The sequence below is a fragment of the Streptomyces sp. NPDC051563 genome (assembly GCF_044454225.1).
Lineage (GTDB): Bacteria > Actinomycetota > Actinomycetes > Streptomycetales > Streptomycetaceae > Streptomyces.
Genome location: NZ_JBITDL010000017.1, coordinates 148,730 through 170,883, shown reverse-complemented (window position 1 = coordinate 170,883; position 22,154 = coordinate 148,730). Strand labels below are relative to the sequence as shown.

Sequence of the window (22,154 nt, the reverse complement as noted above, 5' to 3'; positions counted from 1 at the left end):
GGCGTACGTGGTCGCCCCGGCAGTGCGGCCGGGCGCGGTGCCGGGCGTCGCGGGCCCGGCAAGATCCGAAAGAGACGGCCTAGGGGGTGTCCGCAAGGTGGCGGTGCCGTGCGGTACGGCCCCGTCAGGCTCCTGTGGTGGAGCCCGGGCGGATGACCATCAGGACGGTCACGGTGGCCCACAGCAGGTTGAAGATCCCGGTGAGCATCGCGAGGCGGGCGGCCGAGCGGGCACCGGCGTCCGGGCCGGGTCCGGGGTCCTGGTCCTGCAGCGCGGCCAGGGCGGCGTCCTGGGCCGGGAGGATCAGCAGGGCGAGGACACCGGCCGCCGCGGTGGTCAGCACGATCGAGACGATCAGCCATCCGCTGCCGAGGACGCCGAGGCTGCTGGCCGTGGCGAACCCGAGGACGGGAACCGCGGTGCCGACGGCCGCGTAGACACGGCAGACGCGGTGCAGCATCCGCAGGTCGGCGAGGGCGTCGCGGTCGCCTGGCTCGCCTGGGGCACTCACATCACCCGGGACACTCAAATCACTCGGGGCACCGGCCTTCCCGGTCCCGGGGATACGGGCGACCGTTGCCGCGGTGGCCCGGCGCAGGGCGGCGGGGAACATGCTCGCGGCGACGGTGACCGGACCGATGGCCAGCACGGCGGCGAGGACGTGCAGGGAGAGGAAGAACTTCGTCACGGGCGCGGCTCCGCGTCCGTCCGGACGCCGGCGGGGCGGCGCCGGCCGGTGACCTTGGACGCGGGGAGGCGCCCGGCCCGGGAGGTCCCGGTCAGGGAGTCGCCGGTGACCGTCACGGCGAAGGCCAGGTTCAGGCGCATGGGCTTGGTGACGGCCTGCTTCCAGGTGAGCAGGTCCCCGTCGAGGGCGAGGTCGCCGAGCGGGACCGCCTCTCCCGCCCCGTGGGCGGTCCCGGTCAGAACGCCGTGCGGGCGCAGGAGTTCGACTACGGCGTGGATCCGGCCGATGGGCGTGGAGACGGTCAGGTCCCAGGTTCCTTCAACGGACATGCTGTGGTTCTTTCCTCGATGTGTGCGGAGTGTGCGGGGGGGGTGTGTCGGCAGCGGGCGCGGTACGTCCGTCAGAAGCCGACGGGGGCCGGGCCCTGCTCGCGCCAGACGGTGCCGCGGCGTTCGTGGGCGAAGAGCTCCTCCACGGCCTGCGCGATCCTCGGACCGACCTCGCGTTCCAGCAGGTAGAGGCCCAGGTCCAGTCCGGAGGTGACTCCGGCGCCGGTGACGAGGTCGCCGTCGTCGACGAGTCGGGCGCGCACGGCGTGGACCCCGGTGGCGTCGAGCATGTCCAGGCCCAGATGGTGGGTGGTGGCGTGGCGGCCCTCCAGCAGGCCGGCCATGGCCAGGACGAGCGAGCCGCCGCACACCGCGGCGACGGTCGTCCGCGGGTTGGCCATCGCCGCTGCGAGCAGCGCGGGCAGTTCGGTGGTCAGGGTGCGGCCGATCAGGACGGGGATGAACTCGTCCTGCCGCCAAGGCCCTTCGCCCGCGTCGAGGTCCGGGACCTCACCGGGTTCTCCGACCCGGCCCGAGGCGCCGGGTACGAGGACCACGCCCGCCCGGCCGGGGTCCAGGGCTCCCGTGGCGCGCAGCACCAGGCCCCCGGTGCCGCTGACCACCTCGCGCGGCCCTTCGGCGGAGACCAGCTCCACGCTCACCGCACCGCCTGACGCGGCGCCCCCGGCGTGGAGGACCTCGTAGGGGGCGATGACGTCGAGCGGATCGAAGCCGTCGAACAGGACGATCTGGGCGTGCATGAAGGGTTCCTCCGCGTGCGGCGGCCCGGTCCGTACCGGGTTCGCCCTCGACGCTAGGCGTCCGGCGCACTCCACCCCAGTGGCATTAATGACACCTTCCAACGGAATAACGCCAGTGGGCTTGCTCCGGGCCACTGAACTGCACCAACAGGCAATCCAGATACTCCACGGAGCCATCAGGCGACTCGGCGACCGGGTAGGTTCTGGTCATGCACACCGTCGCCGTCCTCGCCCTGGACCGGGTGATCCCCTTCGATCTGTCCACCCCGATCGAGGTCTTCACCCGTACGCGGCTGCCGGACGGCCGCCCCGGCTACCAGATCCGGGTGTGCGCGGAGCAGCCGGAGGTCGACGCGGGGTCCTTCAGCCTGCGCGCACCGTGGGGACTGGAGGGGCTCCACGGCGCGGACACGATCATCGTGCCCGGTACGGACGTCCCCACGGCCCCGCTCTCCCCCGCCGTCCGCGCCGCGCTGCTGGCGGCGGCCGCGCAGGGCACGCGCATCGCCTCCATCTGCTCGGGCACGTTCCCGCTGGCCGCCACCGGTCTCCTCGACGGCCTGCGGGCGACGACCCATTGGATGGCTGCCGATCTGCTCGCCGCCACCTACCCGGACATCGAGGTCGACCCGGACGTCCTGTACGTCGACAACGGCCGGATCCTCACCTCGGCCGGCGCCGCCGCGGGCCTGGACCTGTGCCTGCACATGATCCGCAGGGACTACGGCTCGGCGGTCGCCGCCGACGCCGCCCGGCTGTCCGTCATGCCCCTGGAACGGGAGGGCGGGCAGGCGCAGTTCATCGTGCACGACCACGCGCCCACGCCCCGGGGTTCGGTGCTGGAACCCCTGCTCGGCTGGCTGCAGGAGAACCTGGCCTCCGACCTCACGCTCGCCGACATCGCCGCCCGCGCCGGAACCAGCACGCGGACCCTGATCCGCCACTTCCGCGAACAGACCGGGACCACCCCGCTCCAGTGGCTCCACCGCGCCCGCATCCGCCAGGCGCAGCACCTCCTGGAGACCACGCAGCACTCCGTCGAACGCATCGGCACCCAGGTCGGCTTCGGATCACCCACCGCCTTCCGCGACCGCTTCAAGCGCACCACCGGAGTCAGCCCCCACGCCTACCGCCGCGCCTTCAGCTGACCGCCGCCGGACCCTCCGGTACGGGGGTACGTGTTCCCGGGCAGGAAGGCTCCGCCCGCCCCGCGGGCGGACCGGCGGGAGCGGCACCGGGGTACGGGGGTACGTGTCCCGTGCGGGAACGCTCCGTCCGGGGCGCTCCGGAACGGACGTGGGCGCCGCCGGTGCAGGGGTACGCGTTCCCGCTCAGGAACGCTCCGCCGGGCGCGGGCCCGAACCGACGCGGGCGCCTCCGGCACAGGGTGCGTGTTCCCGCGCGGAAGGCTCTGTCCGTCTCGGGCGCGGGCGCGACGAGGGCGTGCCCTCGGGGTCAGCCCGAGACCGAGCCCGCGACGGTTTCGCCCACGCCGGCGCTCCGCCCGGTCAGCAGGCGGCCTTCGGCGTACCCGAGGGCGGCCGCGGGGAGCGTGCCGGGGCGGCCGCTGAGCAGGACGGTCAGGCCGCCGGTGTACGGCAGGCCGGGCTCCGGGCGGGCGCCGAGCCGGCGCAGCGCCTGGACGGCGACGGGCTCGGCGGAGCCGTGGAAGACGTACGCGCCGCCGCCGGTGCGCCGGTCGAGGGCGGCCCGGATGGGGGCTTCCACCAGCTCGTAGTGGGTGCAGCCGAGCACCACGTCGGTGACGTCGGCCGGGGTCAGCGCGGCGGCCGCGGCGACGGCCCGTACGACGGCGTCCTCGTCACCGGCCTCGACGGCGTCGGCGAGCCCCGGGCAGGGCACCTCGGTGACGCGCGCCCCGTCGGCGAAGTCGCGGATCAGGCCGCGCTGGTAGGGGCTGCCGGTGGTGGCGGGGGTGGCCCAGATGGCCACGCGCCCTCCGGCGGCCGCGGCGGGCTTGATCGCAGGCACGGTCCCGATAACCGGGATCGACGGCTCCAGCTCGGCGCGCAGGGCGGGCAGGGCGTGCACGGATGCGGTGTTGCAGGCGACGATCAGCGCGTCCGGCCGGTGCGTGGCGGCGGCCCGCGCGACGGTGAGCGCCCGCCCGGTGAGGTCCTGCGGGGTCCTCGGCCCCCAGGGCATCCCGTCGGGGTCGCTGGACAGCACCAGCTCCGCGTCCGGCCGCAGCCGCCGCAGCGCGGCGGCCGCCGCGAGGAGGCCGATACCGGAGTCCATGAGGGCGATCTTCACTTGGTCACCTTAATCGATCCCCCCACCCCACCCGGGGCAACAGCACCGCCACCTCCGGGGGCTCCCCGTCCCCACCACACCTGGCCGCGCACCCACCACGCCACACGTCACTGCCCGTCCCCACCACGCCACCATTCCCGACCCTGCAGCCCGAGCCGCCCCCACCGTGCCACCGCCCCCAGCCCCGGCGTCCTTCCCGGACCCGGCCCCGCCGTCCTTCCCGGCCCTACCGCGCTAGCCACCTGTACCGGCCACGCCTCCGCGCCGAGCCACGCCCACCAGCCATCCCCGCCGCCATTCCCGGCCCGGCGCCGGCACCGCCTCCCCCCACCGTGCCACCGCGCCCAGCCCCGCCATCCGTCCCTGCGCGACCGCCCTACGGCCCTACCGCCCTACCGCCCTAGCCACCTGTACCGGCCACGCCTCCGCGCCGAGCCACGCCCACCAGCCACCCCCGCCGCCATTCCCGGCCCGGCGCCGCCTTCCCCCACCGTGCCACCACACCCAGCCCCGCCATCCGTCCCTGCGCGACCGCCCTACCGCCCTACCGCCCTAGCCACCTATACCAGCCACACCACAGCGCCCACCCCCGCTCACCAGCCACCCCGCCGCCATTCCCGACCCGGCACCGGCACCGCCTTCCCCCACCGTGCCACCGCGCCCAACCCGGCCGCCCTACCGCCCGAGCCACCTGTACCGGCCCTGCCACCACCCCCGCCACCACCTCCCGGCGTGCCGCGACGCCCAGCCTCACCACGCCGCCATGCCCGACCCCACCACCCCACGGCCCGAGCCCCCTGCCCCCGACGCACCACCGCGCCGCCGCGTGCAACCCCGCCCAGCACCTCCGATCACGCCGCGACGCCCAGCCCGACCCCGCCGCCATTCCCCGCCCGGCATCCGCTGCCACCCGAGCCGCCCGTCCCCACCGCGCCGACCAGCCCCGTCCGCCACCTCCCGTCACGCCGCGACGCCCAACCCCGCCCCGCCGTCATTCCCGGCCCGGCCACCGCTGCCGCCCAAGCAGCCTGTCCCCTCCGCGCCACAGCCCACCACCTCCCGTCGCGCCGTGATGCCCCGCCCCGCCGTCATTCCCGGCCCGGCCACCGCTGCCGCCCCTCCACCCCGACGGCGCAGCAGGGCCCACACGGACGGTGCATCAGGGCCCGGCCCGGCTCCTCCCGGCCGCCCTGCACCACGAGGCAGCCAAGCGGCGATCGCCCCGGGGGCGATCCCGGACCCGCCCTCGCCCTCCCGCCGGGCGGGCGGGGCACGGAGGGGCCCCGGCCCAAGCCGGGGCGTCGAACGCCGGTGTCCCGCGGCCCGCGCGGTGCCGGTCGCGGCAGACTGCCGGGATGGGTTATCTCCTCGTCGCCGCGTGCGCCTCGCTCGCCGTCTGGCTCTGGCTCACCCTCGGCCAGGGCATGTTCTGGCGGACCGATACGCGCCTGCCCGCCCGGCACGCCCCCGCCCGTTGGCCGTCCGTCGCGATCGTGGTCCCGGCCAGGGACGAGGCCGAGGTGCTGCCGCTGAGCCTGCCCTCGCTCCTCGCGCAGGACTATCCCGGCGAGGCCCGGATCATCCTGGTCGACGACGGCAGTACCGACGGCACCGGCGCCCTCGCCCGGCGCCTCGCCGACGCGCACCCCGGGCTACCGCTGACGGTCCTCTCCCCCGGCGAGCCCGGCCCGGGCTGGACCGGCAAACTCTGGGCCCTGCGACACGGCATCGGCCACGCCCGCTCCGGCGGCGGTTCCGGTGCCCATGCCGGCGCCCGCTCGGGCCACGACTCCGCGACGGAGTCCGAGCCGCAGCCCGCCCCTGGTTCCGGCCCTCACCCCGGCCCGCATTCCCGCCCGGGCCCGCACTCGCCTTCCGACCCGGGCTCCGTCCCCGCCTCCTGCCCGGACTCCTCCCCAGCCCCCCTCCGCCTCGGCGGTTCCACCCCACACCCCGCCCCCGGCTCCGCCCCGGATTCCGCCCCAGGCTTCAAGCCGGGTCCCAGCCCGGCCCCCGCCCCCGGCTCCGCCCCGGATTCCACCCCAGGTTCCAGGCCGGTTTCCAGCCCGGTCCCCGCCCCCGACTACCTCCTCCTGACCGACGCCGACATCGCCCACGAGCCCGACAGCCTGCGCGAGCTGGTCTGCGCCGCCACGGCGGCCGATCTCGACCTGGTCTCCCAGATGGCCCGGCTGCGTGCCGTCAGCGGATGGGAGCGGCTGATCGTGCCGGCCTTCGTGTACTTCTTCGCGCAGCTCTACCCCTTCCGCTGGATCAACCGTCCCGGCGCCCGTACCGCGGCCGCCGCGGGCGGGTGCGTCCTGCTGCGCACCGAGGCGGCCGTGCGGGCCGGGATCCCGGAGTCGATCCGGCAGGCCGTCATCGACGACGTCTCCCTCGCCCGGGCCGTCCAGCGCACCGGCGGGCGGATCTGGCTCGGCCTCGCGGAGCGGGTCGACAGCGTGCGCCCGTACACCTCCCTCGCGGACTTGTGGCGGATGGTGTCCCGCAGTGCCTACGCCCAACTGCGCCACCAGCCCCCGCTCCTGGCCGGGACGGTGGCGGGGCTGGTCCTGGTCTACCTCGTGCCGCCGGCCGCGCTCCTCGCGGGACTCGGCGCCGGGCGGCCCGCCGTCGCCTGGGCCGGCGGCCTGGCCTGGCTGCTGATGGCCGGCACGTACCTGCCGATGCTGCGCTACTACCGCCAGCCGGCGGGCCTCGCACCGCTGCTCCCGCTCACCGCGCTGCTCTACCTCCTGATGACCGTCGACTCGGCCGTGCAGCACTACCGCGGACGCGGGGCGGCATGGAAGGGCCGTACCTATGCCCGCCCCGGAGACGCCTAAAACCGGACTCCCTCCTTCGACTTCACGTCGTCCGAGGTCACGGGGTTGTGACGCCCCGTCAGCGCCACCGCGGCAGCTCATCCGCGCAACACCCAACCGGTGAGTACGAGTAGGAGCAAGACGGGTCGGAAGTGGCCAAATCGTGCACGTGAACGTGAAGTGAAAGCTGTGGCCCTGACCTGCGAATATGCAGGTCAGGGCGGTGTTGACGGCACCTCGCTATGGACCCGGTGAAGTCGTGGGCTTAACTTAGGTCCATGACCTCCCCCCGCTCCACTTATGGCGGCGGTTACTACTCCGCGCCCTCCTTCCCGGACACCCCTATCTACGACTCCCTCGTCGCCGAACGCGGGACCCCGCAGATCGCCCCGATCCGCGTCCCCGCCGCCTACGACTCCCCGAGCACCGGCTACTCGAGCGGCGGGTACCTCCCGGCCCTCGCGTCCGCGCTCCCCGCCCTCCCGGCGGCGCTGCCGCCCGCCCGCCCGCAGCAACAGCAGCAGGCCCCGGCGTACGGGTACCCCTACCAGCAGCAGGCCGCGCCCCAGCAGATGCCGCACGTGCAACAGATGCAGCAGATGCCCCCGATGCCGCAGCCCATGCCGATGCCGATGCCGCTCCAGCAGGCGCCGGCGCCGTATGTTCCGCAGCAGCCGCAGCCGTTCGCGGCCCGCACGGGCTACGTTCCGCAGCCCCAGCCGCAGCAGCCCCGTCCGGTCGCCACGGGCACCGGGTACGAGGCGATGCGCCCGGCCGCACCGCGTCCGATGCAGGCGCAGCCCGCGCCCGTCCCGGCCGCCTCGTTCGAGGACCCGTACGGGCGTCCGTACCAGCCCCAGGGGCGCGGTTACTGACCACCGCGGCCGGCCGGCTCCCCCGGACGAGGTCGCCGCGGAGTCCGTGAGGGCGGCTGGCAGTATTTCCCCATGGTGAAACTGCGTGTCCAGGAGCTCCACGTCCATCCCGTCAAATCGGTGGCGGGGACGGCACCCGACGAGGTGGCCGTGGAGCCCTGGGGCCTGTCCGGTGACCGCCGGTGGGCCGTGGTGGACGGGGAGGGCACGGTCATCACCCAACGCCAGCAGCCGAGGCTGGCCTTGGCGCGGGCCCGGCCGCTGGGGGGCGGCGGGTTCGAGGTCTCGGCGCCGGGCATGGCGGATCTGGCGGTGGAGGTCCCGGGGCGGGGTCCGCTGGAGCCGGTGGTGCTCTTCGGCAAGAAGATCGAGACCGTGGCGGCGGCGCAGGCCGCCGCCGACTGGTTCACCGCGTACCTGGGGGTACCGGCTCACCTGGTGCACTTGGACGACCCGGCGGTCCGCCGGCCGGTCGATCCCCAGTACGCACTGCCCGGCGAGACCGTGAGCCTCGCCGACGGCTATCCGCTGCTGATCACTACCCTCGCCTCGCTGGACGCGCTCAATGTGCTGATTTCCCAGGGCGGCCACCCGCACGAGGGTCCCCTTCCGATGGACCGGTTCCGCCCGAACGTGGTGGTGTCCGGGGCGGAGGCGTGGGCCGAGGACGGCTGGGAGCGCGTCGCGATCGGCGACGCCGTCTTCCGCGGGGCGCGCGAATGCGGGCGCTGCATCGTGACGACCACCGACCAGACCACGGCGCTCCGCGGCAAGGAGCCGCTCCAGACCCTGGCCAGGCACCGCCGGATCGGGAAGTCGCTGGCCTTCGGGCGGCTGCTGGTCCCGGTGCGACTGGGGACGGTGCGGGTCGGCGACGAGGTGCGCGTCCTGGCGTGAGCACCCCGTGACGCGAGCGCCCGCACTACAGCCGCGCTACAGCCGCACCACAGCCGTGCCAGGGCCGGAGGGACCACCCGGAATGACACCTTCGAGGGGCTCTCGCGTCACCCTGGAACCAACCGCCACCGCCTGCCCGTTGGAGCATGCGGGACGTGAGCACCGGATCGGGTGACACACGTCTCGTGCGTCCCGGAATGCGGGTGGCCGGGGCATGCGGGAGGCTGGGACGGCAGGCAGGCGCAGACTGGCACAAGTACTGGCACAAGTAGGGGGAGCCGGACCGTGCGGACAGCGATGGGAGTGTGGCGTTGGCGGCGCAATCCGCTGCGCCGCCGGACGGATCTATTCGAGGCGTGGGTGGCCTTCGCGGCGCTGCTGTGCGTCCTTCTGGTGGCTCCGGCCGTCGGCTGGGCCGCCGGCGTGCGGGTGGACGGCACCTTGCAGCGGGCCGCGCGCGAACAGCGGCAGGAGCGCCATCTCGTACCGGCGGTCGTGGTCCGGCCGACACCGGATCCGCTCCTCGGCGCGGCCACCGAGCCCGCGGCGCAGCGCCAGAGCCCGCAGCGTACGCAGATCGTCGCGTCGTGGACAGCGCCCGACGGCAGCAATCACCAGGGCACGGTGCCGGCCGCGGAGGAACCGCCGCATCCCGGGGACCGGTTCCGCATATGGACCGATACGCACGGCCGGCTCGTCGGACAGCCCCTCGACCCCTCCTCGGCCAGTTTCCACGCGAGCACGGCGGGGCTCGCGGCGGCCCTGGGCATCGCCGCGCTCGTGGAGACGCTTCGCCGTCTGGTCGTACGAAGGCTCATGCATCGGCGGTACATCCGGCTGGACCGCGCATGGGCCGCGGCCGGGCCGGACTGGGGCCGGGCGGATGCGGGCAGCTGACCTGGCAACTCACCGGCCCCGCGCGCGCTACGGTGGAGCGCCGGAGCCGCTGCTCCGACCAACGGGCGGACTTACGGAACACGAGGGTGGGGGCACGACAGCACCATGGCTCAGGGCACGGTCCAGGTGACGCACGGCGGTTCCTCGCGGTGGCGTCGCCGCTCCGGTGATTATCCGACGCTGACCGCCGCGCTGGCCGTGGCCGGTGACGGCGACGTCCTGTCCATCGCGCCGGGCACCTACCGGGAGAATCTGGTGCTGCACCACGCCGTGACCCTGCGCGGTCCGGAGGGCTCGCTGGGTTCGGTGCGGATCGCACCGCTCGACGGGGTCGCGCTGACCGTCCGCGCCTCGGCCGTCATCCAGGACCTCCACCTGGAGGGCCAGGACCCCACGGCGCCCGCGCTCCTCATCGAGGACGGCTCTCCCGAGCTCAGCGACCTGCGGGTGAGCACCCGCTCGGCAGCCGGCATCGAGGTCCGCGGGAGCGGCGCGCGGCCGCTGGTCCGGCGCTGCACGGTGGAGAATCCGGCCGGCATCGGGATCGCCGTACTGGACGGCGGCGGCGGGGTGTTCGCCGACTGCGAGGTGGTGGCCGCCGGGCAGACCGGGGTCTCCGTGCGCGGCGGTGGCCGCCCCCGGCTGGAGCGCTGCCGGATCCACCACGCCACGGGCGCCGGGATCGCCGTGACCGGCGACGGCTCGGGCCTGGAGGCTCTGGGCTGCGAGGTCTACGAGATCAAGGGCGCCGGCGTGCAGATCGCCGCCCGGGCCACGGCCGTGCTCACCGACTCCGCGGTCCACCGCACCTCGGCCGACGGGGTCACCCTCGACACGGACGCCGTCCTCACGCTCGCCGGCTGCGACATCCACGACATCCCGGAGAACGCGGTGGACCTGCGCTCGCGCTCCGTGCTCACCCTCAGCCGCACCACGGTCCGCCGGTTCGGCCGCAACGGCCTGTCGGTGTGGGATCCGGGCACCCGCGTCGTCGCCGACTCCTGCGAGATCCACGACAGCACAGGCGACTACCCCGCCGTCTGGATCAGCGACGGAGCCGCGGTGTCGCTGGACTCCTGCCGGGTGCACGACGTGCCGGACGCACTGTTCGTCCTGGACCGGGGCTCCCGCGTGGACGTCGTGGACAGCGACATCTCCCAAGTGCGCAACACCGCCGTTTCGGTGAGCGACGGGGCGACGGCCCAGCTGGACGACTGCCGGATCCGGGAGGCCGCCACCGGCGCCTGGTTCCGCGACCACGGCAGCGGCGGCACCCTCGCCAACTGCACCATCGACTCCGTCCAGACGGGCGTGATCGTCACGAAGGGCGCGGATCCCGCGCTGGAGCGGTGCACCGTCAGCTCCCCCGCCGAGGCCGGTTTCTACGTGTCCGCGGGCGGCCGGGGCACCTTCACCGCGTGCCGGGTCACGGGCAGCGCGGGCTTCGGTTTCCACGTCATCGACGGCTGCCGCACCTCCCTGCACCGCTGCCACACCGAGCGCTGCGCGCGCGGGGGCTACGAGTTCGCGGAGGACGGCCCGGTCGCCGAGGACTGCACGAGCGACGAGTCCGGACCGCGCCTCGCCGCGCGGTCCGCCTCCGGCGCGGGCGCCGTTGCGGGCGCGGGCCTCACCGCGGCCGGGGAGCGTACGGGGATCCGTACGGTGTCGGCGCTGCCGGACCCCGTGGCGGTGGGCACCGCCGAGCGGGTGCCCGCCCAGCGGCCGGCCGACGAGGCGGACACCGCAGGGTCCGGGCAGCCCGCGGCCCGCGGTTCCGTCGAGGTGCTCGGGCACCTCGACGCACTCGTGGGACTGGACAGCGTCAAACGCGAGGTCCGCGCGCTCACCGACATGATCGAGGTGGGCCGGCGCCGCCAACAGGCGGGGCTCAAGGCCGCCTCAGTCCGCCGCCACCTCGTCTTCACCGGCTCCCCCGGTACGGGAAAGACCACCGTGGCCCGGTTGTACGGGGAGATCCTGGCCTCCCTCGGGGTGCTGGAGCGGGGCCACCTCGTGGAGGCGTCCCGGGTCGACCTGGTCGGCGAGCACATCGGGTCCACCGCGATCCGCACGCAGGAAGCCTTCGACCGGGCGCGCGGCGGGGTGCTCTTCATCGACGAGGCGTACGCGCTGGCGCCCGAGGACTCGGGCCGTGACTTTGGGCGCGAGGCGATCGACACGCTGGTGAAGCTGATGGAGGACCACCGGGACGCGGTGGTGGTGATCGTCGCCGGGTACACGGCGGAGATGGACCGCTTCCTCACCGTGAACCCGGGCGTGGCCTCCCGTTTCTCCCGGACCATCACCTTCGGGGACTACGGGCCCACGGAGCTGCTGCGGATCGTGGAGCAGCAGGCCGAGGAGCACGAGTACCTGCTCGGTGAGAAGACCTCCGAGGCACTGCTCACGTACTTCACCGATCTGCCCAAGGGGCCCGCCTTCGGCAACGGCCGCACCGCCCGCCAGACCTTCGAATCGATGGTCGAGCGGCACGCGGGGCGGGTCGCGCAGCTGTCGGAGCCGAGCAAGGACGATCTCACCCTGCTCTACCCGGCGGACCTCCCGGACCTCTGACGGCCCGGGGCTCCCGCATTCGGACGGGCGTTCCTCACAGGTCCCGGCGCATGCACACCCGGGGCCAGCGGTCGAGCCCGTGCACGGCCTCCCGGTCCCGGATGTCGCGCAGGCCGGGCCCGAGTCCGCTCTCGTCCAGGGTCCGGAATCCGCACCGGGCGTAGTACGGGGCGTTCCACGGCACGTCGTTGAAGGTGGTGAGGGTCAGCGCCGGGGCGCCCTCCGCCCGGGCCCGCTCCGCGAGGTGTTCCAGCAGGGACCGGCCGATGCGGCGGCGGGCGCGGTCCGGATGCACGGACACCTGCTCGACGTGGAGGTTCCCGTCGACCCGGTCGGCGAGGAGATAGCCGACCGGGATGCCCGCGCCCCTGCCTTCCTCCGGGCCCGACCCCGTCCGCGTCCCCGTCCCCGTCCCCGTCCGCGCCCCTGCCCCCGTCCGTGGGTCCGGTTCCTCGGCCGCGACCCAGGCCAGCCCGGCCCGCCGGTAGCCGAGGAGCTCCTCCAGCGGAAGCGGCTCGTCGTCGGCGATCTCCGGCATGCCGATGGTCCGGAAGCATTCCCCGGAGGCCCGCTCGATGTCCTGCAGGAGGGACAGCTCGTCGATGTGCGCTGCTCTGATAAGCATGGACGGCATTGTCCCGGCCCGGGCCCGGTCGGCGAAACGGGTTGGCCACCCCGTGGCGGACAACTGACGGGCCGACAGCTAGGGTGACAGCCCGCCGGATGCCACCGTCCGTCCGCCGAACCGAGGGAGTGCCGCCATGGCCCGCCGACTCCGCCCCGTAGGACTGGACTTCATCGAGGTCGCCCCCACCCGCCTGGTCTTCGCCGGCCGGACCACGGCGGCTCCCGAGGACGTGTACCGGGCGCTGGCCGAGGAGGTCGAGGGCTGGCCGAGCTGGTTCCGTGCCGTCACCCTGGCCCGGCCCACGCACGGCGGCGCCGGGCGCGAGATCAAACTGGCGGGCGGGGTCCGGTTCCAGGAGACGATCATGGCTGCGGATCCCGAACGGCGCTACGCGTACCGGGTCGACGAGACCAACGCCCCCGGCATACGCGCCCTCCTGGAGGAATGGCGCCTCACCCCCTCCGGCTCCGGCACCCACGTCCAGTGGACCTTCGCCGCGGACGGCCCGGCCGCCGTGCGCTTCGCCCTCGCCGCGGCCCGGCCGGGCCTGGGGCACTCCTTCCGCTCGGCGGTCCGTGCGCTGGACCTGCGGCTGGCGGGGCGCCGGCGCGGGGCGGATCAGTAAGGGCGCCCGTCAGGCGGTGCCGTCGGGAGGTCCCGTCCGGTGTCGCCGTGCCTACGGGATTCCCGCTCCGGCCACGTCACCGTTCAGACCGCGGGATGCCGCACCGCCAGGTCCCCGTAGCCTCCCGCGGACCAGACCCGGGTCCGGAACTCCTGCAGGGTCAGGGCCCGTTCGCCCTCGAAGTGGATCGTGCCGCAACGGCCGCAGTACCAGCCGGCCGACCAGACGCGGTCGGCGGCCACCCTGCCCGGTTCGGTCCGGCGGCGCCAGGCCCGTACGGCCCGGCCCGAGAGGGCGAGGAGGACCACGCCCGCGAGCAGCAGGGCCGCACCGATCCAGGCCAGATACGTCGCGGGCTGGTCGACCGCGAAGGGACCGGCGCCGTCGGTCCCGTAGAGCCGTGGGCTCGCGCCGTCCTCGAACCACTTCCCCTCGATCGCACCCCAGACGAAGGCGCCGGCCGCGGCGAGGAGGGACAGCACCCCGACGCAGCCGGCGGTGCCGTTGTCCGGCTCCTCGGGGGCGAGGGCCAGGGCCTTGGCCAGCGCCGAGTTCTCCTCGCGGTGCGTGACGCTGTCGTCCTCGCCGCCCCCGCGTTCGACCCGCATCTTGGCCTTGGCCGTGAGGTACGCGGCGGACACGCCGAGCACCCGGTCCTCCCGGCCGCACCGGGGACAGGCCAACGGCCCTGCCCCGCCCGGGCCTTCACCGCGCGCACCGGTGCCGATCCCGGAACTCGCCCCCGTGCCGCCTGCGTTCTCAGCCATCGCTCCCCGCCCCGCCGGTCCGGCGCCCGTCCCGGGCCCGAAGTCAGCACAGCGTAGCCAGCGGTCCCGGTAGCGGGTACCGGCCGGGGCAAACGATTCAGCCGACGGGCTCGCTCCACACCCCGGTCGCCAGCATGGTGTCGAGGGTCCGCGCGTACGGGGTGATGTCGAGCCCCTGCTCCGCGAGCCACGCGTCGGAGTAGTACTTGTCGAGATAGCGCTCGCCGCCGTCGCAGAGCAGGGTCACGACGCTGCCCGTGCGGCCCTCGGCCACCATCTCCGAGATGATCTTCAGGGCGCTCCACACCCCGGTCCCGGTGGAACCGCCCGCCTTGCGGCCGATCACCCGCTCCACCGCGCGGCACGCGGCGACGCTCGCGGCGTCCGGGACCCGCATCATCCGGTCGATGGCACCGGGGACGAAGCTCGGCTCCATCCGGGGCCGGCCGATGCCCTCGATGCGCGAGCCGCAGTCGCTGGTCGCGTGCGGGTCGTGACGGGTCCAGCCGTCGAAGAAGCAGGAGTTCTCCGGGTCCGGGACGCAGATGCGGGTGTCGTGCTGCATGTAGTGCACGTAGCGGGCGATGGTCGCGGAGGTGCCGCCGGTACCCGCCGTGGCCACGATCCAGGCGGGCTCGGGGTAACGCTCCAACCGCAGCTGCTGGTACATCGATTCGGCGATGTTGTTGTTGCCGCGCCAGTCCGTCGCCCGCTCCGCGTACGTGAACTGGTCCATGTAGTGCCCGCCGGTGCGGGCGGCCAGCTCGGCGGACTCCTCGTACATCTTCATCGAGTCGTCGACGAAGTGGCATTCGCCGCCGTGGAACTCGATCAGCCGGCACTTCTCGGGGCTCGTCGTGCGCGGCATGACGGCGATGAACGGGACGCCGATCAGCTTGGCGAAGTACGCCTCCGAGACGGCGGTGGAGCCGGACGAGGCCTCGATGACGGGGCGGCCGGGGCGGATCCAGCCGTTGCAGAGGGCGTAGAGGAACAGGGAGCGCGCGAGGCGGTGCTTGAGGGAGCCCGTCGGGTGGGTGGACTCGTCCTTGAGGTAGAGGTCGATGCCCCAGGCCTCGGGGAGCGGGAAGCGCAGGAGGTGGGTGTCGGCCGAGCGGTTCGCGTCCGCCTGCACCTTGCGGACGGCCTCCTTCAGCCACGCGCGGTAGTCCGCGTCACTGCGGTCGACGTCGATGGTCGTGGCGGTCGTACCGGTGGTGCTCATGCGCCGTGCTCCTTCGTACTTCCCGATGTCCCGAGGATTCCGCGGGCCCGGCGCCTCTTCGCCCGGCGCCGCCCGCTTTCGCAATGTACCCCCCTCACCTGCACAAACGGTCACTTTGGGTATCCATGCGAATGCCTTTCGATCGCGTTCGGTTGCACACCGGGCCACAGTGGGTGACCCTGGGGAAGTGTCACCGAGGGTGCAGCACCCGTAACACTGATGTCGGGGAGTCGCAGCCGTGATCAGTCATTCCCGCAGGCACTGCGTCGTTGAACTGCAGGCCCTGCCCTTGCGGATCGGACAGATCCGCCGAATCGTTTCGGCGCAACTGCGCCACTGGCAGCTCGACCCGCTCATAGACCGGGCTGCGCTCGGCGTGACGGAGCTGCTCAGCAACGTCCACCGTCATGCGCAGCCGGACAAGACCTGCACGGTCGAGATCGAGCTGCGCCTCGGCCGGCTGACCGTCTCCGTCTACGACAGCGATCCCCGGCTCCCGATGCTCCGGCACTCCGGGGACCGCGCGGCCGCAGCGGACCCGGCGACCGCCGGGGCCACCTGCCCCGCGAGCGGTTCTCCGGTCGACGCCCTGGAGACCTCGGGGCGCGGGCTCGCGCTCGTGGAGGCCCTCAGCGAGGCGTGGGGAGCCCGGGAGCAGGAGGACTGCCCGGGCAAGGTGGTGTGGTTCTCCCTGCGCGCCGCCCCCGGCCCGGCCGCACCGGAACACCACCCGGCGCACCTGCCCGAGCGGCCGGTGCACCTGTCCGAGCGGCCGGTGCACCTGACGGAGAAGCCCCGGAAGCCCGAGAAGAAGGCCGTACGGGACCCCGCGCCGGCCCTGCCCGTCGCCGCACCCGCCGAGCCGGTCTCCGCCGGCCTGTCGGTGACCGCCTCGGTCGGCGCCCGGCCCGGGTAGCCTCCGGCCGCCGCAGCCACCCGCGGCGGCCGCCGGCGGCTCAGGCCGCCGCGCCCAGGGTCCCGAGCGGATCGTCCAGTACCGGCTGCCACGCCAGCTCGGCGGCGCCGACCAGGCTGTTGTGGTCGAGCGTGCACGGCAGGATCGGCACGCCGCCGCTGCGCCCCCACAGGCTGCGGTCCGCGACCACCGCGCGCAGCCGCTCGGGGTCCGCGTAGAGCAGCTCGCGGTGGAGTCCGCCCAGGATGATGCGGTCCGGATTCAGGATGTTGACCAGGCCCGCGAGGCCCAGGCCGAGCCGGTCGATGAGCTCCTCGGTGGCCGCCCGCACCCCGGGGTCCGCGGATTCTTCGCGCAGCAGGTCACGGGCCTGCTGGAGCAGGGACACCTCCGGGCCGGGGGTGCGCCCGGCCGCGGTGAGGAAGGCCAGCGGGTCGGCCTCCACGTCGAGGCAGCCGCGGCTGCCGCAGTGGCAGGCGCGCCCCTCGGGGTTCACGGTGAGGTGGCCGACCTCCAGGGCCAGGCCCGAACTGCCGCTGTGCAGACGGCCGTCCAGGACGAGCGCCCCGCCGACCCCGCGGTGCCCGGTGGCCACGCACAGCAGGTGCTGCGCGCTGCGGCCGGCGCCGTGCCGGTGCTCGGCGAGCGCCGCGAGGTTCACGTCGTTGCCGGTCAGCGCCGGGCCGTCGATGCCGGCCTCCTTCACGCAGTCGGCGAAGATGGCCCGGACGGGGGAACCGGCGGGCCAGGCCAGGTGCAGCGGGTTCAGCGCCGTGCCCTCGGGCTCCGCGACCGCCGAGGGCACCGCGAGACCGGCGCCGATGCAGCGCCGGCCGGTCTGCGCGAGCAGCGCGGCCCCGGCTTCGACGACCGCGCCGAGCACCTGCGCGGGGTCGGCCGACACCGGGACCCTTCCGGGAGCCGTGGCGACGATCCGGCCGCCGAGGCCGACCAGAGCGGCCCGGAACCCGTCCGAGTGCACCTGCGCGGCCAGGGCCACCGGGCCGTTCTCGTCGACGGAGAGCCGGTGCGAGGGACGGCCCTGGGTGCCGCCGGCCCCGCCGGGGCGGGAGTCGACGCGGATCAGGCCCAGCGCCTCCAGTTCGGCGGCGACGGCGCCCGCGGTGGCGCGCGTGACACCGAGCTCGGCCGTCAGGACCGCGCGGGTCGGGGCCCGGCCGGTGTGGACGAGCTCCAGCGCCGGGCCGAGGGCGCCGCGGCCGCGTTCGAGCTTGGTCCGCGCGGAGCCGGCTGCCGGGGACGGCGTTACCGGGGCCGGGGGCGTTGCCTGGGGGGCCGTTGCCGATGCGCGGTCGGATCCCTCGGCCGAACCCGGCCCGTCGGTCCTGCCGGCCCCGTCGGTCCCGACGGTCTTGCCGGCCTCGTCGGCCCCGTCCGTGCCGTCCGTCCCGTCCGTACCGCCCGTCCCAGCGGACACCGTGGTCACATCCCCCACCTGCCGCGGGGCCCCGTCGCCGTTCATGACAGCGATCCTCGCATGATCGGAGGGTCCAGGACGCCGCCCGCTAGCCGAGCCCGCCGACCCGGAGCGTGATGTTCAGCCGCCCGGTCAGCCCGAGGCCCGGCGGAGCGGTCACGGGCAGGACTTTCGGCACCCCGTGAAAGGCCCGTCGGACGGGCCCGCCGAAGACGAACAGATCCCCGCTGCGCAGCTCAAGGTCCCGATACGGGCGCCCGCGCGAGGCGGTGTTGCCGAAGCGGAAGAGGCAGGAATCACCCAGGCTCAGCGAGACCACCGGGGCTTCCGAGCGCTCCTCGGCGTCCCGGTGCATGCCCATGCGGGAGTCGCCCTCGTAGAAGTTGACCAGGGCGATGTCGTAGGCGACGCCCGGATCCGGAACCTGCCCGTACGCCGCGGCCACGGCACTGCGTCCCAGCCGTGCGAGCCAGTCGGGCATCGCCTTGACCGGCGCCCCGTCCCCGTCGACGGCGGTGGGCGCGTACCCGTAGGGGTACCAGTGCAGCCCCAGGCACACCTGCCGGGCGGTCATGGTGCCCCCGCCCGGCGTGCGCACCGTGCGCAGCCCGGCGGGCGGGCGGGCCCACTCACGGCAGGCCTCCAGCAACTCCCGCTGCCGCCCGGCCCCCAGCCAGTCGGGCACGTGCACGGCCCCGGGCACGATCTCGGCGCGCTCGCGCGGGAAGAGCTCGCCGCCCGGGTGCTCCGTGTCCGGGTGCTCCGTGTCCGGGTTTCCGCTCTCCGGGTGCCTGCCCTCCAGGTTTCCGCTCTCCGGGTGCTCCATGGCCTCCGTCACCTGCTCCGCCGCCTTCTCCGTGGCTCCTCGGCCGCCGCCTCCGTGACCTCCATCATCCTTCGTTGTGCGCCCTGCGGGCGGCTGCCAGACTCCCGGCATGGAGATCATCAGCTATGTGAAGACCGTGGCCCGCGAGGGCGAGCAGCTCGCCGCAATCGCCGAACGGGCCGGTACGGACGCCCTGGTGCCCACCTGTCCGCAGTGGCGGGTCGCCGATCTGCTCCGCCACACCGGCTCCGTGCACCGCTGGGCCACCGGGTACGTGGCACGGGGTCTGACCGAGCGGGCGCCGTTCCCCCAGGCGCCGGAGCTGGTAGGAGAAGAACTGCTGGCCTGGTTCCGCGAGGGCCACGCCACGCTGGTGCGGACCCTGACCGGCACCTCGGCCGATGCACAGAGCTGGACCTTCCTGCCGACCTCGCCGCCCTCGCCGCTGGCCTTCTGGGCGCGGCGCCAGGCGCACGAGACCACCGTGCACCGGATGGACGCGGAGGCGGCACTGGGCGTGCCCTTCGGGGCCGTGGACCCGGGCTTCGCGGAGGACGGCGTGGACGAGCTGCTGACCGGCTTCCACGGGCGGCCGCAGAGCCGGGTCCGGACGGCGCAGCCGCGGGTGCTGCGGGTACGGGCCTCCGACACGGGTGCGGTGTGGACCGTGCACCTGTCGGCGGAGCCGGCGCGCACGGTACGCGCAGACGCCCACGGCACGGACGGCGCGGACGGCACGGATCCCGACTGCACGCTGACGGGCGAGGCCTCCTGGCTCTACTCGGCGCTGTGGAACCGGCAGCCGCTCACCGGACCGGGCGTCACCGGCGACGCCGAACTGGCCCGGCTCTGGGTGGACACGGCCGGAATCTGACCCCCGGACCGCTCCGGGTACTCCCTTGTCGCGGTGCGGTCCGGGCGGCGAGACTGCGCGTATGGAACGACGCAGCCAGGCCGACCGGGACGCGGTCACCATCGAGATCGTGTTCGCCTTCGTCAGCGGCGTGTTCGCGGCCGGACTCGCCTTCGCGGTCCTGTACGTGCCCGTCCTGGCCTTCGACCTCTCCCCCACGGCCGACCGGACCCTGGCGATGGCGGGCGGCGCCCTGGCCGCGACCGTATTCCTCCTCCGGGTCGCCCAGGTCCTGTGGCGCTTCGCCCACCGCCCGGAGCACCAGGGCCTCGAGGAGGGCTACGAGGACCTCAGCCACTCGTAGACCGCACGGGTTCGTAGGCTGGGCCGCATGGACTCGACACCCCGGCTCTCGCTCCTCGTTCTGTACACACCGCAGCTGGAGGACTGCCGCCGGTTCTACGCGGACCTGGGCCTGGCGTTCACCGCGGAGCGCCACGGCCGCGGGCCGGAGCACTACGCGGCGGTCCTGCCCGACGGCATGGTCCTCGAGCTCTACCCCGCCACCGACGAGCGTCTCACCGGCTCCCTGCGTCTCGGGCTGGCCGTCGACGCAGCCGCGGTGCGGCCGCCGCTCGCCCCGGGACGCCACCGGCTCGTGGACCCCGACGGCCGGACCGTCGAGGTCAGTGCCGTCGAGGTCACTGCCGTCGAGGTCACCGCGGTCGGGCGGACGGAGGGTGGCTCAGCCCAGGGTTGAGGCGTACGAGGTCTGGGCTCGGTACTTCCAAGTGGGCTGGGCGTTCCAGGGGTTGGGCATCTGCGCGCTGGTGGCGTACGCGTAGCCCGCGCCGCGTTCGAAGGCCGTGCGGAGCGTCGTACGCATCGCGGGGGCGTCGGGGACGTCGTGCACGAGGTGCCAGAACGCGGTGCCGCTCGGGTCGAGTTCGGCTCCGGAGCGGTAGCCGGTGAGGGCGTTGAAGACGTTGCCGCCGAGCCAGCCGGCGCCCGCGTAGGCCGCGTACGTGTCCTCGAAGGTGACGAAGACGTCGGCGGTGCGGCGGCCGGGCTCCAGGTAGCAGTCGGCGATGGCCGTACCGGGGTTGTTGACGACCAGGTCCGGCGCCCCGGGGGCCAGGGCCTCCATGGTGTCCTGCACGTAGCGCCGGAGCTCCGTGTAGTGGTCGCGGGTGGCGTTGTCCGGGCCGCAGTCGCGGCTGACCACGTCGAAGAAGATGCCGTCCACGTGGAGGCGGCCGTCGGGAGTCTTGAGGTAGTTGTCCACGGAGGCCTTCACGGCGGCGATGTCGCGGTTGCCGTGGTCGGTGTGGACGTAGCCGAGCACCTTGGTCTTCTCGCCGGTGGCGGTGGTTCCGGTGCGCAGCACGTCGGCGCGAGCCCGCCAGGGGCCGTCGAACGGGGAGTCGCCGTTGCCCGGGTTGACGACCACCACGGAAGCGGCCGGGCTGGTGGCGGTGAGATCGACGAGCATGGCGTCATTGGCCCAGACGTAGGCCGGGACGGCTATCTCCAGGCCCCGTACGCCGGCCGGTCTGGGTGTCGGTCTGACCTCGGGGGTCGGCGCCGGGGCGAGGGCCGGGGTGCGGTCCCGGGCTTGGGCGCGGCCCTGATCCGAACTCGCCGACGCGGTGACGGCCGGCGCCGGCGCGGCCAGTAAGAGGGTGGCCAGGACGGCGTAAACGGCCTTCGCGGCGCGGGTCATGACTGCTCCTCGGGGCGACGGCAGAGCGACGGCGGGGGCGGCGCCGGGACGAGGGCCGGGCGCCGGGAACAGCAGCCGGGACAGGCGGACGGGCCTACAGGCGGACAGGCGGACAGGACCGGTCCCGGTCCGAGGAACACTAGACGGGCCGCCGGGCGCAGCAGGGCCGATTCCCCCGCTTCAGTACGAGGAACTGACAAGCGAACCGTCCCCTCGCCGTCCGGTACGGGCCGACCGCCCCGCCGGTTCGGCCCGGCCCGGCCCTATACGGCGGGCAGGCCGACCCCGTGCGCCAGCTGCCCGGCGGCGTGCGCGAAGAAGGCGTCGCGGTCCTCGACGACCCGGTTGAACTGGCCGAACAGCTCGAAGGAGATCAGCCCGACGAGCTGCGCCCAGGCGGCGACCAGGGCCGCCGCGGCCTCGGGGGGCAGTCCTTCGGCGAAGTCCGCGGCCATCCGGGCGGCTTCGGGGCGCAGCTCGGCGGGGAGCGGCGGGAGGGCGATGCCGCGGCCCTCGTAGGCGGCGCGGACGATGGAGATGAGGGCGTTGCCCACGCGGGAGGCGGGGCCGACGGTGTCGAGCGGGGCAGTGTAGCCGGGGACGGGCGAGCCGTAGATTAGGGCGTACTCATGCGGGTGTTCCAGCGCCCAGGCGCGGACGGCCGCGCAGACCTCGGCCCAGCGGGCGCGGGGGGTGGCACCGGCGGCGAGCGAGCGGGTGTCGGCGGCCTCGGCGGCGGCGCCGACGCTGTTGTACGCGTCGACGATGAGGGCGGTGAGGAGCTCGTCGCGGCTGGGGAAGTAGCGGTAGAGGGCGGAGGAGACCATGCCCAGCTCGCGGGCGACGGCGCGCAGCGAGAGCTTGGCCGCGCCCTCCGCCGCGAGTGCGCGGCGCGCTTCGTCCTTGATGGCGGCGGTGACTTCGATGCGGGCTCGTTCCCTCGCCCCTCGCACGGTGCTCATGGGGCCAGTCTGCCACGCGTCCAGAGCACTGCCCACCATCAAGAGCATCGCTCCATTCCGAGAGCACC

The 22,154-nt window shown here is 74.3% G+C and carries 22 protein-coding genes; 11 read left to right on the top strand and 11 right to left on the bottom strand.

Going from position 1 to position 22,154, the window contains the following annotated elements; translation table 11 throughout:
- Window positions 1-124: 124 nt before the first annotated feature.
- The 3 genes from ACIA8F_RS21760 to ACIA8F_RS21750 form a co-directional block, all read right to left on the bottom strand.
- Window positions 125-688, bottom strand: coding sequence for a hypothetical protein (locus ACIA8F_RS21760; protein WP_399380946.1), 564 nt, complete (start codon window positions 686-688; stop codon window positions 125-127).
- Entirely contained in the window at window positions 685-1,017 is a 333-nt protein-coding gene (locus ACIA8F_RS21755; protein ID WP_399380945.1) for a hypothetical protein, read from the bottom strand. The genes ACIA8F_RS21760 and ACIA8F_RS21755 overlap by 4 nt, the downstream gene beginning before the upstream one ends.
- Before the next feature lie 71 nt (window positions 1,018-1,088).
- A complete protein-coding gene (locus tag ACIA8F_RS21750; protein WP_399380943.1) occupies window positions 1,089-1,778 on the bottom strand; it encodes a DJ-1/PfpI family protein in 690 nt (229 codons plus the stop codon).
- Between the two features lie 209 nt (window positions 1,779-1,987).
- On the opposite strand from ACIA8F_RS21750, the gene ACIA8F_RS21745 reads away from it, so the two are divergent.
- Window positions 1,988-2,926, top strand: coding sequence for a GlxA family transcriptional regulator (locus ACIA8F_RS21745; RefSeq protein WP_399380941.1), 939 nt, complete (start codon window positions 1,988-1,990; stop codon window positions 2,924-2,926).
- 307 nt (window positions 2,927-3,233) lie between these two features.
- Here ACIA8F_RS21745 and ACIA8F_RS21740 read toward each other — a convergent pair whose 3' ends face one another.
- On the bottom strand, window positions 3,234-4,052 hold the full coding sequence (locus tag ACIA8F_RS21740; protein ID WP_399380939.1) for a glutamate racemase: 819 nt from the start codon (window positions 4,050-4,052) through the stop codon (window positions 3,234-3,236).
- Between the two features lie 1,355 nt (window positions 4,053-5,407).
- Between ACIA8F_RS21740 and ACIA8F_RS21735 the strand changes: the two genes are divergently transcribed.
- From ACIA8F_RS21735 to ACIA8F_RS21715, 5 genes are all read left to right on the top strand, one after another.
- Window positions 5,408-6,898: a glycosyltransferase gene (locus tag ACIA8F_RS21735; protein ID WP_399380937.1), complete on the top strand. Its 1,491-nt coding sequence runs from the start codon at window positions 5,408-5,410 to the stop codon at window positions 6,896-6,898.
- Between the two features lie 257 nt (window positions 6,899-7,155).
- A complete protein-coding gene (locus tag ACIA8F_RS21730) occupies window positions 7,156-7,752 on the top strand; it encodes a DUF6643 family protein (RefSeq protein ID WP_399380936.1) in 597 nt (198 codons plus the stop codon).
- A 72-nt stretch (window positions 7,753-7,824) separates the two neighbouring features.
- Window positions 7,825-8,649, top strand: coding sequence for an MOSC domain-containing protein (locus ACIA8F_RS21725; RefSeq protein WP_399380934.1), 825 nt, complete (start codon window positions 7,825-7,827; stop codon window positions 8,647-8,649).
- Window positions 8,650-8,934: 285 nt separating this feature from the next.
- The gene (locus ACIA8F_RS21720; RefSeq protein WP_399380933.1) at window positions 8,935-9,546 is read left to right on the top strand and encodes a hypothetical protein; all 612 of its coding nucleotides are present in this window, start codon (window positions 8,935-8,937) and stop codon (window positions 9,544-9,546) included.
- A 105-nt stretch (window positions 9,547-9,651) separates the two neighbouring features.
- Complete coding sequence (locus ACIA8F_RS21715; protein WP_399380931.1) at window positions 9,652-12,123, top strand: right-handed parallel beta-helix repeat-containing protein; 2,472 nt, start codon at window positions 9,652-9,654, stop codon at window positions 12,121-12,123.
- 34 nt (window positions 12,124-12,157) lie between these two features.
- Here the strand turns inward: ACIA8F_RS21715 and ACIA8F_RS21710 are convergent, their stop codons facing one another.
- On the bottom strand, window positions 12,158-12,748 hold the full coding sequence (locus ACIA8F_RS21710; protein ID WP_399380929.1) for a GNAT family N-acetyltransferase: 591 nt from the start codon (window positions 12,746-12,748) through the stop codon (window positions 12,158-12,160).
- Window positions 12,749-12,884: 136 nt separating this feature from the next.
- Here ACIA8F_RS21710 and ACIA8F_RS21705 point away from each other — a divergent pair, with 136 nt between their 5' ends.
- On the top strand, window positions 12,885-13,376 hold the full coding sequence (locus tag ACIA8F_RS21705) for an SRPBCC family protein (RefSeq protein WP_399380927.1): 492 nt from the start codon (window positions 12,885-12,887) through the stop codon (window positions 13,374-13,376).
- An 83-nt stretch (window positions 13,377-13,459) separates the two neighbouring features.
- Here ACIA8F_RS21705 and ACIA8F_RS21700 read toward each other — a convergent pair whose 3' ends face one another.
- The gene (locus tag ACIA8F_RS21700) at window positions 13,460-14,143 is read right to left on the bottom strand and encodes a hypothetical protein (RefSeq protein ID WP_399380926.1); all 684 of its coding nucleotides are present in this window, start codon (window positions 14,141-14,143) and stop codon (window positions 13,460-13,462) included.
- A 97-nt stretch (window positions 14,144-14,240) separates the two neighbouring features.
- On the bottom strand, window positions 14,241-15,368 hold the full coding sequence (locus ACIA8F_RS21695) for a PLP-dependent cysteine synthase family protein (protein ID WP_399380924.1): 1,128 nt from the start codon (window positions 15,366-15,368) through the stop codon (window positions 14,241-14,243).
- A gap of 238 nt (window positions 15,369-15,606) precedes the next feature.
- On the opposite strand from ACIA8F_RS21695, the gene ACIA8F_RS21690 reads away from it, so the two are divergent.
- Window positions 15,607-16,284 carry an ATP-binding protein gene (locus tag ACIA8F_RS21690; protein ID WP_399380923.1) on the top strand — a complete coding sequence of 226 codons (678 nt, stop codon included), beginning with the start codon at window positions 15,607-15,609 and terminating at the stop codon, window positions 16,282-16,284.
- Window positions 16,285-16,324: 40 nt separating this feature from the next.
- On the opposite strand, the gene ACIA8F_RS21685 is transcribed toward ACIA8F_RS21690, so the two are convergent.
- Window positions 16,325-17,767, bottom strand: a complete 1,443-nt coding sequence (locus ACIA8F_RS21685) for an ROK family protein (RefSeq protein WP_399380921.1) — start codon at window positions 17,765-17,767, stop codon at window positions 16,325-16,327.
- A gap of 43 nt (window positions 17,768-17,810) precedes the next feature.
- A complete protein-coding gene (locus ACIA8F_RS21680; protein WP_399380919.1) occupies window positions 17,811-18,560 on the bottom strand; it encodes an alpha-ketoglutarate-dependent dioxygenase AlkB family protein in 750 nt (249 codons plus the stop codon).
- Between the two features lie 97 nt (window positions 18,561-18,657).
- Between ACIA8F_RS21680 and ACIA8F_RS21675 the strand changes: the two genes are divergently transcribed.
- The 3 genes from ACIA8F_RS21675 to ACIA8F_RS21665 all read left to right on the top strand — a co-directional run bounded on the left by ACIA8F_RS21675 (window position 18,658) and on the right by ACIA8F_RS21665 (window position 20,161).
- Window positions 18,658-19,422 carry a maleylpyruvate isomerase family mycothiol-dependent enzyme gene (locus tag ACIA8F_RS21675; protein WP_399380918.1) on the top strand — a complete coding sequence of 255 codons (765 nt, stop codon included), beginning with the start codon at window positions 18,658-18,660 and terminating at the stop codon, window positions 19,420-19,422.
- 61 nt (window positions 19,423-19,483) lie between these two features.
- Window positions 19,484-19,765: a DUF6332 family protein gene (locus ACIA8F_RS21670; RefSeq protein WP_399380916.1), complete on the top strand. Its 282-nt coding sequence runs from the start codon at window positions 19,484-19,486 to the stop codon at window positions 19,763-19,765.
- 27 nt (window positions 19,766-19,792) lie between these two features.
- Complete coding sequence (locus tag ACIA8F_RS21665; protein ID WP_399380914.1) at window positions 19,793-20,161, top strand: glyoxalase/bleomycin resistance/dioxygenase family protein; 369 nt, start codon at window positions 19,793-19,795, stop codon at window positions 20,159-20,161.
- Here ACIA8F_RS21665 and ACIA8F_RS21660 read toward each other — a convergent pair.
- Entirely contained in the window at window positions 20,147-21,124 is a 978-nt protein-coding gene (locus ACIA8F_RS21660) for a spherulation-specific family 4 protein (RefSeq protein WP_399380912.1), read from the bottom strand. The two genes, ACIA8F_RS21665 and ACIA8F_RS21660, sit on opposite strands and share 15 nt — an antisense overlap.
- Before the next feature lie 263 nt (window positions 21,125-21,387).
- Window positions 21,388-22,086: a TetR/AcrR family transcriptional regulator gene (locus ACIA8F_RS21655; RefSeq protein ID WP_399380911.1), complete on the bottom strand. Its 699-nt coding sequence runs from the start codon at window positions 22,084-22,086 to the stop codon at window positions 21,388-21,390.
- Window positions 22,087-22,154 lie beyond the last annotated feature (68 nt).